The following is a 13,135-nucleotide window of genomic DNA, read 5'->3' as shown; positions in this document are numbered from 1 at the left end:
TCACTGGTCCCCCTGATGGATCCGCCGTCCGGTGAACTGGGTGAAGAAACCACTGGTGTTGAGGGTGTGCTCGACCCGCTTGACGAAGTAGGTGCCCGAGAAGCGGTGGCCGAGGCCGTAGATCTCCAGGTTGTCGCCGGGCCGCAGCTCGGGCAGGCCCGCCACCTTGCCGGTCGCGGTGATGAACTCGTAGGCCCGCTCGCGCAGCAGGCTGATCGCCAGTTCGCGGGCCTCCTGGTCGCTGCCTACGGGTGCGTCCACCACGACCTCCTGGCGGCCCTGGAGGGTGGACTCGGCGACCTGCGGCCCGCTCTGTCCGTCGGCCGTGTTCTGCCCGGCCGGGAGGTTCTCGGCGGTCGCGGTGAACGCGATCACCTGTTTGGTACGGGGGTCCCAGCCGCGCACGGTGACCTTGCTGACCTGCTGGGAGACGGTCAGGGTGGGGGTGAACTCCATCAGGTTGGGGACCAGCCCCTCGGGCCGGCCGGTGGGGCCGGTGCTCAGCCCGGGTGCGTACGCCAGCCGGTACAGCCGGATCGGGCGGCCGTCGCGGCCGTCGGTCGGCTTGGTGAAGAACAGCGTGTCCTCGCCGGTCTTCGCGTCCGGCAGGATGTAGCAGTCGAAGTCCAGCCGCTTGGCCCGCTCCAGCAGGAACGTCGCGTCGTCCTGGTTCTTCTGCACCACCACGTCATGGGTGGGCCCCTCCCGGGTGACCTCGATGCGCAGGTGGTTGCGCTGGGCGATCTGCTCGGCGATGCGCCAGTCGGGCAGATTGCGGTAGATCTTGGTCTCGTTCTCGGTGGGCTTGCGGTCCTTGAGCCGCAGCAGCCCGTCCACGCCGCTGACCTGCACGGTGGGCGAGGCGCCGTCGGTGAACTTCGGGCTGAGCGTGGAGATGGTCCCGGTGGCGACGGTGAGCAGCTTGTCGGCGTAGCCGAGCCGGACCGAGACCCGGCCGCCGAGCCGGAAGCGCGGCGAATCGCTGTGCTTGAACCGCAGATTGACGTCGTCCCAGTTGTTCAGGGTGAGGTCGAAGCCGGACAGCTCGTCGATGTCCCGGTTCACCTTGATGTCGATGATGTCGTTCTTGGTGGACGGGTCCATCTCCAGGCCCTCGATGCGCACCTCGAACTCGGGCGCGTACCGGTCGGGCGAGGCGATCTCGGGGGTGGGGGTGCTCATCGCGCGCTCCTCACGCCAGCCGGGGCACGGTCAGCACCCGGCCCGGCCGCAGGTCCCGTGGGTCGCTGATGCCATTGGCGCGCGCCAGCTCCCGCCAGGCGTCGGGCCGCCGGTACAGCGCGGCGGAGATGGAGCTGAGGGTGTCGCCGCGGCGCACCACATAGCTCTTCTCCACCGTGGGCGACGAGCGGGGCGTCTCGGCGACCTGCGCGGCGGCGGTGCGGAACTCCTTGAGCGAGAGGTCCAGCATGGCCCGCAGCGGCACGCCGTCCGGCCGGAACAGCTGGTAGTTGACGTCCAGCTTCTCCACGACGCCGGTGAAGACCTCCTCGTCCCAGACGAACCGCACGACCGGTGGCGCGTGTTCGCGGCTGTCGGGCCGCAGCAGGTTGCGCACCGCGTTGACGTAGGACTTCCGTACGTTCTCCAGGGTGTCGGAGGTGTCCACCAGCGCCTGCACGGTGAGGGTCTCCGTGCCGCCGCGGACGTATTGCAGGGGCGGTGTCTCCAGGCCGGGGATGGTGATCTCGGCGAAGGTGTTGCTCTTGCTCAGCTTGTAGTCGGTGGGGTTGAACCGCAGCGGGATCCGCCGCTGCCGCTCGTCGGCGATCACCGGCCGGACGATCTCCAGCCGGGCCCGGGCGGCACCCTGCCGGGCGAAGGACACGGGCGTCACACTCATGAATCGCCCCCCGCGTCGCCGAAGCGCCGTTCGGTCTCGGTGTGTTTGGCGCGTGCGCACTGGTCCTCGTACAACTTCGCCCACGCCTGGATGTGCTGGTTGAACAGGCGGGTGAACACGGCGCCGTCGTCGCCGTCCACCTGGAACCGGACCTCGAGGTGGTGAATGGTCACCTTCGGCACCTCGGTCACCTCCCTTGGATCTGGCGCGGCAAGGCGCTCGCCGCGGCGTCCTGCACGACCTTCGTCAGCCCCTCGTGCGCGATCTCCAGCGACTCGATGGCGATCGCGTTCTGCTCCCCGTGCAGATCCGGGCCGGTCCACTTGGCGGCGAGCCCGCCGTGGAAGGCCCAGGCCGCACCAAGCGCCCCGTCCGGGCCGAGCACGATCACCGCGCCGTCGCGGCGGGCGCCCAGCGAGTCGGCGAGCCCGGCCTGGTACCAGGACCACAGCCCCGGGTCGCGCACCACACCGCGCTTGAGTGTGATCCGGTTCCAGGAGTGGCGCAGCGGCAGTTGGTGGACCGAGTCGTTGCGCCCGCCCTCCGGGTAGCTCGTCACCTCCAGCTGCGCGCCGAGCCCGGTGACCTCCTGGAACGCGCCGGAGGCGGCCAGTGGCAGCAGCAGCGCCTGCGCGGCGGGCAGATACGCGTCGCCGGGGTCGAGGGTGACCAGGAAGCGGTATTTGGGCAGCGGATCCAGGCTCACGCCTCGATCACCTCCAGACCTCGGTCCTGGCCGAGTACGAGACGCAGCCGGATGAACTCCATGGGGACGGCCGGGGCCACTTCGATCTCGCAGACCAGGTGCCCCGGGTCCTGCTCGGGCGGGTTGTTGGTGTCGTCGCACACCACCCGGAAGGCCTGCTCGGGCCGGGCCCCGGCGAGCGCCCCGGCCCTGAAGGCCGACAGGAGCACGGAGGTCAGCGCCCGTACCAACGTCAGCCGCAGCTCGGCCGAGTTGACGTCGAACACCAGCGGGCTCGCCGCCCGCCGGATCGCGCGCACCAGCAGATGCACCAGCCTGCGGTGGGCGATATAGCGGGTGCCCGGGTCGGCGGACAGGGTGCGCCCGCCCCACACCATCAGCCCTCGCCCCCGGGTGCACCGGATCAGGTCGATCCCGGCGTCGAACAGCCGGACCTGCTGCGGCTCGGGGTATTCGGTGGCGAGGTCGACCGCCTCCAGGAGCACGGCGTTCGCGGGTGTGTGGTGCGCCCCGCGCTCGCCGTCGAGGCGGGCGATGACACCCAGGACGTGCCCGGACGCCGGGACGGTGCGCAGGTCCTGCCCGTCGGGGGTGCGCAGCGGTGGGTGGTAGACGGCGGCGCGGCCGAGCAACTGGCTGTCGCCGGTGGCCGCCAGGGAGCCCACCCAGTCCACCACCTGGTCCACGGAGGACAGCGCGGGCGGCACGTCCAGAACGGCGAGGCGGTCGTGCGACGGCTCCACGCTCCGCAGCAGTTCGAACACCATGTCGGTGTGCGCGGCGCCGGACAGGTCCGTGCCCAGGTCCGGCAGCGCCACCAGCGCCGGTTCTGGCAGTTCGGCCTGTAGGGTCACGGCGTCCGAGTACGCCGCGCGGGTGGGCGCGGCGTCGGCGCCGCCCGCGAGCGTCAGGTCCCAGGACATCGAGATCGGGCCGGGCCGCCCCGGCGGCGGTGGCGGCCCGTCCGGGACCAGCCGGATGTAGCGGGATCCGGTGAGCCGGTCGGCCAGGCCGACGAGCGGCAGGCCCGGAAAGGTCTCGGGCGGCTCGCCGGGCATCATGATCCGTACGCCCACGGTGGGCGGTCCCGCGACGGTGCTGGCCTGGTAGCGGACGGCGACGCGCCCGCCGTTGGCCCAGGCTCCGGGGCTGGTGGCCACCACCTGGTAGCTCATGGCGTCCCAACCGCTCAGCGGACCGACCGTCCACGCCGTCCGGGCCGTGGCGGCCGGCCCGGACACGCGGAGCACCCAGGCGGTGCGGCCGCCGTTCTCGAAGAAGCCGCGCAGTGCGTACGGGGTGGCGAAGGCGCCCTCCGGCGGCCCGAAGGTGCCCACGACGTCGTTCCAGCTCTCCACGCGCACGGGAGTGCCGACCGGGCCGCGGCGGAGCCGGCCCAGGAACGCCGCCACGTCGGTGCGCAGCGGCTCGGTGTCCGAGCCGCGCGGCGGACACGCGAGGGATACTCCGGGGAGCGCTTCGCCTGCCATGTCAGGTTTCGATCTCCAGCTTCTCGACCGCCAGGACGAGCGTCTCCATGGCGATCTCGTTCTTGGTGGCGCTCAGCGTCGGGCCGGTGTACTTGGTGGGCCAGCCGCGGTCGAAGTTCCACCGCATCACGTCGTTGCGGTTCTCGTCGCACAGCACGATCGAGCCGTGGGTGCGCTTCACCGTGCCGTTGAGCGCGTCGGCCACCCACTTCCAGAAGGCGGCGTGGCCGGTGATGCCGCGCTTGAAGGTGAGGTTGGTGAACTTCTTCAGACCCGGGATCTTGCGGACGGTGATGTCCTCGCTCCCGTTGCGGTACTCGATCGGCGGGATCTCCAGTTCCAGCCCGCTCGCCTCGGTGAAGGACCCGCTCACCGCGAGGCCGTCGTCGCTGACGTTGAACACGAAGATCTTGAAGTTATAGGACGCGTATGGATCGTCCCTGGTCACGGGCGGCATGGTGGGCTCCCTCGGGCACTCAGGCGAGTTGGGTCTCGCGGGTCTTCTGCTGGATCCGGAAGATCACGAACTCGGCCGGGAAGACCGGCGCGACGCCGATGACACAGATGAGCCGGCCATTGGCGAGGTCGTCCTCGGTCATCGTGGTGCGGTCACAGGCGACGAAGAACGCCTCGTCGGCGGTGGTGCCGGCGAGCGCGCCGGTGCGCCAGACCGTGGTGAGGAAGTTCGTGACCGTCTGGCGGACCAGGGACCACAGCGCCTCGTCGTTCGGCTCGAACACCACCCACTGGGTGCCCTCCTCGATCGACTCCTCCAGATAGAGGAACAGTCGCCGGACGTTGACGTACTTCCACGAGCTGTCCGAGGAGAGCGTGCGCGCGCCCCAGACCCGGTGGCCGAGGCCGGGGAAGAACCGCAGCGCGTTGATGCCCTTGGGGTTGAGCACGTCCTGATGGCGCTTGGTGATGTCCTGGGCGATGCCGTCGGTCAGCCGGATGCCCCGGATGACCGCGTTGGCCGGCGCCTTGTGCACTCCCCGCTCCACATCCACGCGCGCGTAGATCCCGGCCATGTGACCCGAGGGCGGCACCTCGATGTCGCGGCCCGCCGACGGGTCGCGGGTGACCAGCCACGGGTGGTAGAGCGCGGCGTACTTGGTGTCGAACCGCTCACGGAACGCCTGGACGCCCTCGATGTCCAGGCCGTCCTGCGGATCGAGGATCGCGAACCGGTCCTTGAGCAGCTCGCAGTGGGTGACCAGGGCCGATTCGACCGTCCCCGACCACATGCCCGGCACCGCGCAGACGGCCACCTCGTCGATGTCCTCCAGCGCGGCGATCCCGGTGCGCTTGCCGCTGCCGCCGTCCTCGCCGACGAAGTCGGCCACGCTCAGGCTCCCGTAGGCATCATCGCCGTCCTCCAGGGTCACCCATGAGCCGATCGCGGGCACGGGGAACTTCGCCGGGTCGGCGGACAGGCCGGACAGCGCGGTCGCCCGCACCAGCTGCGAGCGGGCGGCCAGGGTGGTCACCAGGTTCGACGGCGCGTCGCCGGTGAGCCTCAGGTTGGCGAACGTCTCCGTCACCTGGGCCCCGGACGGGTCGGTGAACCGGGCGTCGACCTGCGCCTCGATCAGATGCAGCCGGTCGGTTTCGAACAGCGTGCCGGGCACGTTCCCGTCGAAGGTGACGAGGTCGTCGGCGACCGACTGGACGGTGCGGATGGTCAGACTGGTGCCGTCGTCGAGCTGGATGACGGCGCCCGTGTACAGCCTGCTCGCCCCGCCGACCCGCAGCGCCGGCCCGGCCGAGGTGTTGCCCCGGCGCACCCGGCGCACCAGCAGCCCCTTGCGCCACGCCTCATGGGACGTAGCCGAAGGCAGGGTCAGCGTCACCTTCCCGTCCGCGGGCTGACCGAGCTGGACCTTGAACCGGCCGGAGCCGATCTGCACCCAGACGTCGGCGGGCAGGTCGTCGGGGTCGAGCCCGGTCCGCGCGGCGACCTCGACCGTCTCGCTGTCCGCGGCGGCGTCCGCGGCCAGCTGGGTGACGAACAGAGCGCCCTCCTGCGGATCCGGCAGCACCGGTAGCGCGGCCGAGGCCGTGGGCTGGATCCGCACCTGGACGCCGCCGCCCCATGAGCCGGGGCTGACGGCGGTGAACCCCAGTGTCTCTTCCGCGCTGCGCGTCCCGATCTGCACGTAGTCGCCGCGGGCCGTCCTGACCTCCGCGGGCAGCGCGGCGTCGAGTTCGATCCGGTGGGCGGTCGCGTCGTACGCGGCGACACCGGCGGTGTGGATCGACTGCTGGTCGTCGCCACGGAAGATCTGGATCTGCTGCCCGACTCCGGTGAAGCCGATCAGGTGGCCGAGTTCCAGGCGGGTGGCGCCCTTGGCGGCGTCACGGGCGACCGGGCTCACCAGGCCGTGGCCCAGGACGCGCGAGGCCGGTGTCGCCTGTTTGCTGGCGACCCGCTTGACGTACAGCCGCTGGCCGCCGTTGTCGAAGAAGCCCTTGACCGCCAGTGGGAACAGCCACCAGCGGCCGCCCTCGGCCGGATCGCCCGCCCAGGTGTCCCGGATCGAGGCGTCCGGCTCGGGGACGAACCCGCCGAACGTGTTCTGGAACTCCAGGAAGTTGGTGACCAGTTTGGGCTTGCCGGTGTACGGACCGCGCACGGTGACCCCGGCCATTCCGGCCGTACTGGTGCTCACCCCCGCGATCGGCCGTGGGCCCGCGTCGATCTCCTCGATGTAGACCCCGGGGCTCAGATACTCCGCCATGGACGGCTCCTTAACTATCGCGGATCTCTATGACGTGCCGGCGCTCGGTGTCCTGGGGCAGCCGCACGACCAGCGATCCGGACCGGCCCGGCCGCTCGGTGGCCTGGAGGCGGAATGTCTCCTCGACGGCGTGCTCGTCGGCCTTCTCGCCCTCCCACCGAAGGGCCAGCCGGAAGGCGCCCGCGGCGTCGGACAGGGTGCGCTCGTGCCATGGCGTCAGGTCCCGGCTGGTCTGTCCCCTGGCCTCGATCAGCGCATTGGCGATGGGCGCCTTCGTGGCCGCGTCGACCACGGCGCCGTGCACCGTGCGCAGCCCCGGCGGATAGGGGAAGGAGACGCTTGGCAGCAGCCGGACCAGCCGGGGCTCGGTCACCACCGGCGGCGGGTGGCCGTCGTCATGCGGGTGCACCAGGAACTCGACGCCCACCAGAGCGGCCGAGAACGGCTGTCCGTCGGCCGGGTACAGCGGCTGGTAGCCCGGGGCCGTGAAGCGGGCCCGGTGGCGCCGCGGCCGGGCCGCCCACGGCTCGGCGCAGCGGCCGAGACCCGGATAGACGAAGGCGGCGCTGGGGGTGCGCACCGCCGTGTCGTCCAACGGCAGCCAGTCGCCGTCGTCGTAGCGGTCCAGCTGGACGGTGACCCCGGCGGCGCGCACCCGCCGAGCGTAGTCGTCGAAGGGTATGAACCAGGCCGGGCTGTAGAGCGTCGACCGCTCCAGCGGCAGGAAGCGGCTCATGGCAGCCCCGCCCCGCTGATGACCCGGCTGTGCACCGGGTGGACCGGTGTCTCGACGGCGGAGTCCAGGTTGACCACGCGGACCTCGTAGTTGAGCGACAGCCGGTACGGCTTCTGGATCGCGTACCAGACCCAGGACTTCTGGTCCAAGGTGAGCGGGGTGAGGCTGAGGTGGAGCGCGTCGGTGCTCGCCGCCAGGCTGCCGGACAGCTGCGCGCCGTCCAGGATGGCGTCGTCGTAGAACGTCTGGAGGGCCCGTCCGAGCATCCGGTGCTGGGTGGCCTGGTCACCGCCCCAGGGGGTGATCAGGTAGCGCAGCAGCAGGGCCATCGGCGGCTTGCGGGTGGTCGGTGGGTCGGGTGGCTGGGAGCGCACCGGCGGCCGGTTGCGCGAGGTGGGGTCCTCGGCGATCTCGTAGAGGAACACCGTGAGTTTGGGCGGTGGTGTCTGGACCGTCTCGGAGAGGTCGTTGAGTTCCGCGATCGGCGGTTCCACCTGGCTGAGCCCGCGCAGGGCCTGGGTCAGGCTGTCCACGATGACCGTGGAGACGTCGGCGATGACGCCGAAGTCGCCCATGCGAATGCTCCCCCTCTCCGCGCTCGAAAGCGTGCTCCGAGAGGATGCCGGGACCGGCGTGGCCAGACCGCGATACGCACATCACACGAACGTCACCGGTGCGTTTTCGTGACCGCCGATGACGAGCCCGGACACACATCGACAACGCCGAGGTGACACCGACGGGCATATTCTCCTTCCATGGAAATCCCCTCGGAACGGACCGGTGTCCTGATCCTCCGGGTCTGGGTGGAAGGCGGCAGGCCGGATGGGTTCCGTGCGCGCATCGTGCCGACCGGGGGCGGGCATCAGACGGCCCCGAGCGCGGTGAGCGCGGTCGACGATGTGCTCACGGCCGTGCGCGCCTGGCTCGACCAGTTGCTCGAGCCGGAGGGGTGACGTTGCCGCGACGTTTCGGTGATGGCCGGCCATATAGCGTCCTTTTGCGGGAAGACCGGACACACGATCATGATCTGCTCGTAACATGGTTTTAGGGCATCCCGACGGGACGCACGGGATGGGTCACTGGAGCCGATATCGCCCGGGGGGCCGATGAGCGCAGAAGGCCACGTCATGACGTTGAGACTGCTCAAGAGTTTCGCGTTGTCGGTCGATCAGAATCGCGTTCCCATATCCTCCAGCGCCCAGCGCCTGCTCGCGTTCCTCGCCCTCCAGAACATGCCACGCAGCCGGACCTATGTGGCCGGGATGCTGTGGCCGGATGTCACGGCCTCCCGCGCCAACGCCAATCTCCGGTCGTCGTTATGGCGCGCCACACGCACGGGGCATCAGGTCATCGACGCCTCCGCGCAGGAACTGGCGATCTGCAAACACATCGACGTGGATATCCACGTGGCGGCGACGCGCGCGCACCGGCTGCTCGATATGTCGCGGCCGTGCGATGACATCCTCACCGCGCGGACCCGGGAGGATCTCTCGGCCGATCTCTTACCGGAGTGGTCGGAGAACGAGTGGGTGCTGGTCGAGCAGGAGCAATACCATGAACTCCGGCTGTATGCCCTGGAGGCCATGACCGAACGGCTGACGGCGGCGGGCCGCCATGGCGAGGCCGTCGCCGCCGGACTCGCCGCCGTACGCGCGGAACCCCTGCGGGAGAGCGCTCATCGCGTACTCATGAACGCGCATCTCGCCGCCGGCAACAGGGGCGCGGCGCTGCGGCAGTACGAGCAATGCCGCCGGGTGCTGCTCGAGGAGCTGGGCCTGGAGCCCTCCCAGACGCTGAGGAACCTGGTGCCGGCTCACTCCGGGGGCGGGGACGCCACCATACCGGCCCCCTCCGGAAGCGGGGGCGCGGCCACACCGACGCCCTCCGGGAGCGGAGGCGCCGCTCCGGAGCTCCCGACACGTCGGATCGTCTGCCATCCGGCGAGCGAGGTCCCGGTGCCGGGCACGGACACCTCGGCCCCGGCCGGCACCGTGCCCGCGTGACCCATGGCTCGTTCAGGAGGTTCCACACAGGGCTAGTGGGACTCCGTTAGGTCTGTGTGTCGGCTGTCTTCGGGGGCACACGGGGTGTGTGGACGCACATGAAGTCAATGTGAACCCGGTCGGGCCGGGCTGGATCAGCCGTACCGCAGGGCGGCGGTGATGTAGGACCGCAGGAGAGCGTGCTTGTGTTCGTAGCCGGGCTCGTCGGCGATGTTGCGCACGCGGGTGTCGAACGCGCTCTGGGTGAGGGCTCCCACCGAGTACAGGTACGCCCAGTGGTGGAACCCGGCGGGCTTGTCCGGCAGCGCGATGCTGAGCGCTTCGACGAACTGGCGGGCCAGCGGGTCGAACTGGTCCCGGATGACCGGTCGCTCCTGGCTGGACGGGTCGGAGGCCTCGCGCAGTACGAGACGGGCGAACCAGACGTCGTCCGGGTCGTCGTGCAGCGCGAGAACCGGATCGGTGAAGGAGCTGACGATCTGTTCGACGGCGTCGTCGGCGCGCAGGTCGGGGATCGCCTTCAGACGCGCCAACCGCTCGTCGTTGACGTACCGGCGCTCCTCGAAGAGTGCCGAGTACAGTCCGAGCTTCGAGGTGAAGTGGTAGACGACGAGGGACAGCTTGACACCCGCCTCTTCGGCGATCTGGCGCATCGTCGCGCCGTGATAGCCCTCCAGCGCGAAGAGGCGTTCGGCGGCCCGTATGATCGCCTGCCGTCGGCCGCCGCTCGTCTCGCTCCGACCGGCCATCGAATCGCCCACCTGGCCATCCCTCATTTCTGCGCGCTTCGGCTCGAGTATGGCACCGGCGTCGCCGAGCGACGCCGTCCGGGCCACGCATGGCTCCCTTGCGATACGAGGAGCGGATGCTCCGTCCGCCCGCTAGGCGGCCGACCTGCTCGCCAGTGCTGCCCGTACGTTGTCGACGAGCACCCTCTCCACCGACCGCACGGTGCCGAAGCCGCGTTCCTGGAAGATGTCCCACTCCCGCTTCAGCAGGCCGGGCCTCGGCTCGACGGATCGGCCGAACCAGAGGACGTTCCCGTCCTCCGCGTCGAATCGCGGCCACCGGGCTCCTGGGTCGCCGCTGCGGATGAAGGACGCGTAGAGCTCACCCATCCGCCCGCTGACCTGTCGTACGTCCTCCCGGTCCGCCCCGTCGAAGGCCGGCCACCAGGCGAGGTCGCGTTCGGAGTGGTTGCGGAACAGGAAAGGGATGTCCCCGGTGTGCACGGCGCGGAGCCGACCGCCGAGGCCGGGCAGGTCGTAGGAGAACTGGAACAGGTGCACGGGGATCCGCTGCGCGCTGAGGTTCCGCGCGATCGCCAGCGACGACAGCTTGAAGAACTCGAAGGACATGATGTCCGACAGCAGCAGGCCGGGCGCATGGTCCGGGCGAAGTTCGTGGAATCGCCTGTACACCTCCTCGGCACCGTCCGCACCGAAGACCTGTTCCAGGACGCCCAGCACGTCCCGCCGGGATCCGCGGCTGACCGTCTCCGAATGCCCGCGGAAGAACTGCCACTCGTCCTTCGCGAAACCGATGGCCACTTCCAGGCCGGGCTTGGCGACCATGTTCTCCGACAGATGCAGTGCCGGGGCCTGCGGCACCCAGTCCCCCTCGACGACGGCGCCCAAGGGACGCCAGGCGACATGCCGGTCCGGATCGAAGTAGCGGGTCAGCACGTTCTGCACGGCCAGCAGCCGGTTGGGGTCGATGTCCTTAAGTCGCGTCGGGTCGTCGATGCGCAGGAGGTCGAGGTACATCCGCGCGACGGTGACGGCATCCGGCCGCTGCTGTGTGCACCAGAGATTGAAGGGGGACAGCGACTGCAGCACCGCGCGCCGGAAGTAGGGATGCGCGTTCGGGTTGGTCAGCAGGTGCGAGACCGCGGTGGCTCCGGCGGACTCCCCGCCGATCGTGATGTTCTCCGGGTCGCCGCCGAACGCCTCGATGTTTTCGTGCACCCACTTCAGCGCGGCGAACTGGTCCTGCACGCCGAGGTTCACCGCCTCCGGCAGACCACCGCCCAGGAGACCGAAGTGGACCCAGCCGAGAGCGCCCATCCGGTAGTTCGGCCGGACCACGATCATGTTGGCCTCGCGGGCCAGGTTCGCGCCCCGCTCCAGCTCGAACGAACCGGAGCTGACCGCGTTCGCGCCGCCGTGGTAGTAGACGTAGACGGGCAGGACTGCGCGCGGAGCCGACTCCGGCACCCAGATGTCGAGGTACAGGCAGTCCTCCGCCGCGTGGTTGTGGCGGTAGGTCGCGTTCGTGTAGCCGGGCCACGCCATGATGCCCGGCACGCCGGGGTCGATGTCCCGGACGATGCGCTCGACATCGCTGTGATTGTCGGAGTTGAACTGGTACGAGGCGGGGCCCGGGCGGCTGGCGTCCCGGATGCCCGACCACCGCTCGGGCGGCAGCGGTGAGCGGAACCGCAACGGCCCGACTGGCGGCTGGGCGAAGGGCACGCCGCGGTAGACGACGACGCCCTCCTCCGGGGTTCCGCGGAGCAGTCCGGTCGCCACCCGCACAACCCCCTGCGCGTCCATCATGTGCATGGTTTCCTCCTCCTTCGGGGTGCGGGTCGAGCCTTTCTCGACGCGCGCGCCATCAGGCCGCCGCGACCTGCCGACCGAGCCGGGCCGCAGCCATCGGAAACAGGCGCAGAGCGTTGTGGCCGATGGCCTCGAGTTGTTCGCGGGGAAGTCCGGTGAAGTCCGCCAGGACATGCCGGTTGGCTTCCAGCGTCGTTTCCGTGCTGCACGGCACGCCGCTGTCCGAGCCATAGACGAGGTGGTCTGGGGTGGTCATGGCCAGGGCCGGTGCGAGGGTGTGGGCGGTGCCGGTGGCGGCGGTGTCCAGATACAGCCGGGCGAGGTGGTCCCGGATCTCGCCCTGGTCGAGTTCGCCGGGGTTCGGTACCCAGGCTTCCGCGCCCAGCAGATGCAGGCGCCCCGCCAGGGCGGGAAGCGCGCCGCCGCAGTGCGCGACGATCACCCGCATGTTCGTAAACCGGCGGAAGACGCCTGCGTACAGCATGTCGACGATGGTGCGGGCGGTCTCGAAGGCGACCTCCAGCAGTGGGCTGGGGCGGCCCATGAACGCGGGAGCGTAGGCGTCCGGGTGGACGAACACGGTCGCGCCGCGGCGGTCGAGTTCGGCCCACACCGGTTCCAGGCTCGCGTCGCCGAGGGAGACTCCGTTGTACATGCAGGTCACCGCGAACCCGTCCGCCTGCAGGTCGCCGCCGGCGCGCTCGATTTCGGTGAGCGCGGCGGCCGGGTCGTCGGTGGGCAGAGCGGCGAGCAGGCCGAACCTCGAGGGATGCTCCGACACGAGGAACGCGCCGTAGTCGTTGGACGCGCGAAGGGCGTCCAGGGTCTTGGGGATGTTGCTCAGCAACTGCATCGCGACGCCGGCGCGCTCCATGTAGTCCAGCGTCGCCTCGACCGTCCAGTGGTAGGGAGCCGGTGCGAGGAACTGCTCCGCTCGCATGGCATGCCACCGCGTTTTCCGTTCTTCGGGAGTGGTGGGCGGGGTGAAATGCGCGTGCACGTCGATCAAGTCGGACATCATGCCGCACAACCTT

14 protein-coding genes are annotated in these 13,135 nt (G+C 70.1%); 2 read left to right on the top strand and 12 right to left on the bottom strand.

Translation table 11 applies throughout. The features are described from left to right. From IEJ02_RS07275 to IEJ02_RS07235, 9 genes are read right to left on the bottom strand one after another with little or no spacing between them, the layout of a single operon-like run. The gene (locus IEJ02_RS07275; protein WP_191063954.1) at window positions 1-1,182 is read right to left on the bottom strand and encodes a phage late control D family protein; all 1,182 of its coding nucleotides are present in this window, start codon (window positions 1,180-1,182) and stop codon (window positions 1-3) included. Between the two features lie 10 nt (window positions 1,183-1,192). Continuing rightward, on the bottom strand, window positions 1,193-1,864 hold the full coding sequence (locus tag IEJ02_RS07270) for a CIS tube protein (RefSeq protein ID WP_037957275.1): 672 nt from the start codon (window positions 1,862-1,864) through the stop codon (window positions 1,193-1,195). Further along, entirely contained in the window at window positions 1,861-2,037 is a 177-nt protein-coding gene (locus tag IEJ02_RS07265; RefSeq protein ID WP_223863501.1) for a putative phage tail protein, read from the bottom strand. The genes IEJ02_RS07270 and IEJ02_RS07265 overlap by 4 nt, the downstream gene beginning before the upstream one ends. 14 nt (window positions 2,038-2,051) lie before the next feature. After that, the gene (locus IEJ02_RS07260) at window positions 2,052-2,570 is read right to left on the bottom strand and encodes a phage tail protein (RefSeq protein WP_191063952.1); all 519 of its coding nucleotides are present in this window, start codon (window positions 2,568-2,570) and stop codon (window positions 2,052-2,054) included. Then, complete coding sequence (locus tag IEJ02_RS07255; RefSeq protein ID WP_191063951.1) at window positions 2,567-4,060, bottom strand: phage tail sheath family protein; 1,494 nt, start codon at window positions 4,058-4,060, stop codon at window positions 2,567-2,569. The genes IEJ02_RS07260 and IEJ02_RS07255 overlap by 4 nt, the downstream gene beginning before the upstream one ends. Before the next feature lies 1 nt (window position 4,061). After that, window positions 4,062-4,517, bottom strand: coding sequence for a phage tail protein (locus IEJ02_RS07250; protein ID WP_037957264.1), 456 nt, complete (start codon window positions 4,515-4,517; stop codon window positions 4,062-4,064). A 19-nt stretch (window positions 4,518-4,536) separates the two neighbouring features. Next, a complete protein-coding gene (locus IEJ02_RS07245) occupies window positions 4,537-6,801 on the bottom strand; it encodes a phage tail sheath C-terminal domain-containing protein (protein WP_191063950.1) in 2,265 nt (754 codons plus the stop codon). Between the two features lie 10 nt (window positions 6,802-6,811). Then, window positions 6,812-7,537 carry a carboxypeptidase-like regulatory domain-containing protein gene (locus tag IEJ02_RS07240; protein WP_191063949.1) on the bottom strand — a complete coding sequence of 242 codons (726 nt, stop codon included), beginning with the start codon at window positions 7,535-7,537 and terminating at the stop codon, window positions 6,812-6,814. Continuing rightward, a complete protein-coding gene (locus IEJ02_RS07235) occupies window positions 7,534-8,112 on the bottom strand; it encodes a Pvc16 family protein (RefSeq protein WP_191063948.1) in 579 nt (192 codons plus the stop codon). Before IEJ02_RS07235 ends, IEJ02_RS07240 begins: the two co-directional genes overlap by 4 nt. Before the next feature lie 180 nt (window positions 8,113-8,292). On the opposite strand from IEJ02_RS07235, the gene IEJ02_RS07230 reads away from it, so the two are divergent. Both IEJ02_RS07230 and IEJ02_RS07225 read left to right on the top strand, forming a co-directional pair. Beyond that, window positions 8,293-8,490 carry a hypothetical protein gene (locus IEJ02_RS07230; protein ID WP_191063947.1) on the top strand — a complete coding sequence of 66 codons (198 nt, stop codon included), beginning with the start codon at window positions 8,293-8,295 and terminating at the stop codon, window positions 8,488-8,490. Between the two features lie 174 nt (window positions 8,491-8,664). Next, window positions 8,665-9,540: an AfsR/SARP family transcriptional regulator gene (locus IEJ02_RS07225; protein ID WP_191063946.1), complete on the top strand. Its 876-nt coding sequence runs from the start codon at window positions 8,665-8,667 to the stop codon at window positions 9,538-9,540. A gap of 134 nt (window positions 9,541-9,674) precedes the next feature. On the opposite strand, the gene IEJ02_RS07220 is transcribed toward IEJ02_RS07225, so the two are convergent. From IEJ02_RS07220 to IEJ02_RS07210, 3 genes are all read right to left on the bottom strand, one after another. Next, window positions 9,675-10,289 (bottom strand): TetR/AcrR family transcriptional regulator, encoded by a 615-nt coding sequence (locus IEJ02_RS07220; protein ID WP_191063945.1) that lies wholly within the window; start codon window positions 10,287-10,289, stop codon window positions 9,675-9,677. Between the two features lie 132 nt (window positions 10,290-10,421). Beyond that, window positions 10,422-12,104 carry a carboxylesterase/lipase family protein gene (locus tag IEJ02_RS07215; RefSeq protein ID WP_191063944.1) on the bottom strand — a complete coding sequence of 561 codons (1,683 nt, stop codon included), beginning with the start codon at window positions 12,102-12,104 and terminating at the stop codon, window positions 10,422-10,424. Between the two features lie 52 nt (window positions 12,105-12,156). Beyond that, on the bottom strand, window positions 12,157-13,119 hold the full coding sequence (locus IEJ02_RS07210; protein WP_223863545.1) for an amidohydrolase family protein: 963 nt from the start codon (window positions 13,117-13,119) through the stop codon (window positions 12,157-12,159). Window positions 13,120-13,135: the final 16 nt, after the last annotated feature.

Origin of the sequence: Streptomyces sp. 5-10, assembly GCF_014712245.1 — a bacterium.
Lineage (GTDB): Bacteria > Actinomycetota > Actinomycetes > Streptomycetales > Streptomycetaceae > Streptomyces > Streptomyces violaceusniger.
Note: the sequence above shows the minus strand (reverse complement) of the source record. Positions and strands in the feature narration are given on the sequence as shown.

What these genes read in the sequence shown, in the direction of transcription:
- IEJ02_RS07275 (WP_191063954.1), bottom strand. Translation starts at nt 1,182, where the DNA reads ATGAGCACCCCCACCCCCGAGATCGCCTCGCCCGACCGGTACGCGCCC.
- IEJ02_RS07270 (WP_037957275.1), bottom strand. Translation starts at nt 1,864, where the DNA reads ATGAGTGTGACGCCCGTGTCCTTCGCCCGGCAGGGTGCCGCCCGGGCC.
- IEJ02_RS07255 (WP_191063951.1), bottom strand. Translation starts at nt 4,060, where the DNA reads ATGGCAGGCGAAGCGCTCCCCGGAGTATCCCTCGCGTGTCCGCCGCGC.
- IEJ02_RS07250 (WP_037957264.1), bottom strand. Translation starts at nt 4,517, where the DNA reads ATGCCGCCCGTGACCAGGGACGATCCATACGCGTCCTATAACTTCAAG.
- IEJ02_RS07245 (WP_191063950.1), bottom strand. Translation starts at nt 6,801, where the DNA reads ATGGCGGAGTATCTGAGCCCCGGGGTCTACATCGAGGAGATCGACGCG.
- IEJ02_RS07240 (WP_191063949.1), bottom strand. Translation starts at nt 7,537, where the DNA reads ATGAGCCGCTTCCTGCCGCTGGAGCGGTCGACGCTCTACAGCCCGGCC.
- IEJ02_RS07235 (WP_191063948.1), bottom strand. Translation starts at nt 8,112, where the DNA reads ATGGGCGACTTCGGCGTCATCGCCGACGTCTCCACGGTCATCGTGGAC.
- IEJ02_RS07230 (WP_191063947.1), top strand. Translation starts at nt 8,293, where the DNA reads ATGGAAATCCCCTCGGAACGGACCGGTGTCCTGATCCTCCGGGTCTGG.
- IEJ02_RS07225 (WP_191063946.1), top strand. Translation starts at nt 8,665, where the DNA reads ATGACGTTGAGACTGCTCAAGAGTTTCGCGTTGTCGGTCGATCAGAAT.
- IEJ02_RS07220 (WP_191063945.1), bottom strand. Translation starts at nt 10,289, where the DNA reads ATGGCCGGTCGGAGCGAGACGAGCGGCGGCCGACGGCAGGCGATCATA.
- IEJ02_RS07215 (WP_191063944.1), bottom strand. Translation starts at nt 12,104, where the DNA reads ATGCACATGATGGACGCGCAGGGGGTTGTGCGGGTGGCGACCGGACTG.
- IEJ02_RS07210 (WP_223863545.1), bottom strand. Translation starts at nt 13,119, where the DNA reads ATGTCCGACTTGATCGACGTGCACGCGCATTTCACCCCGCCCACCACT.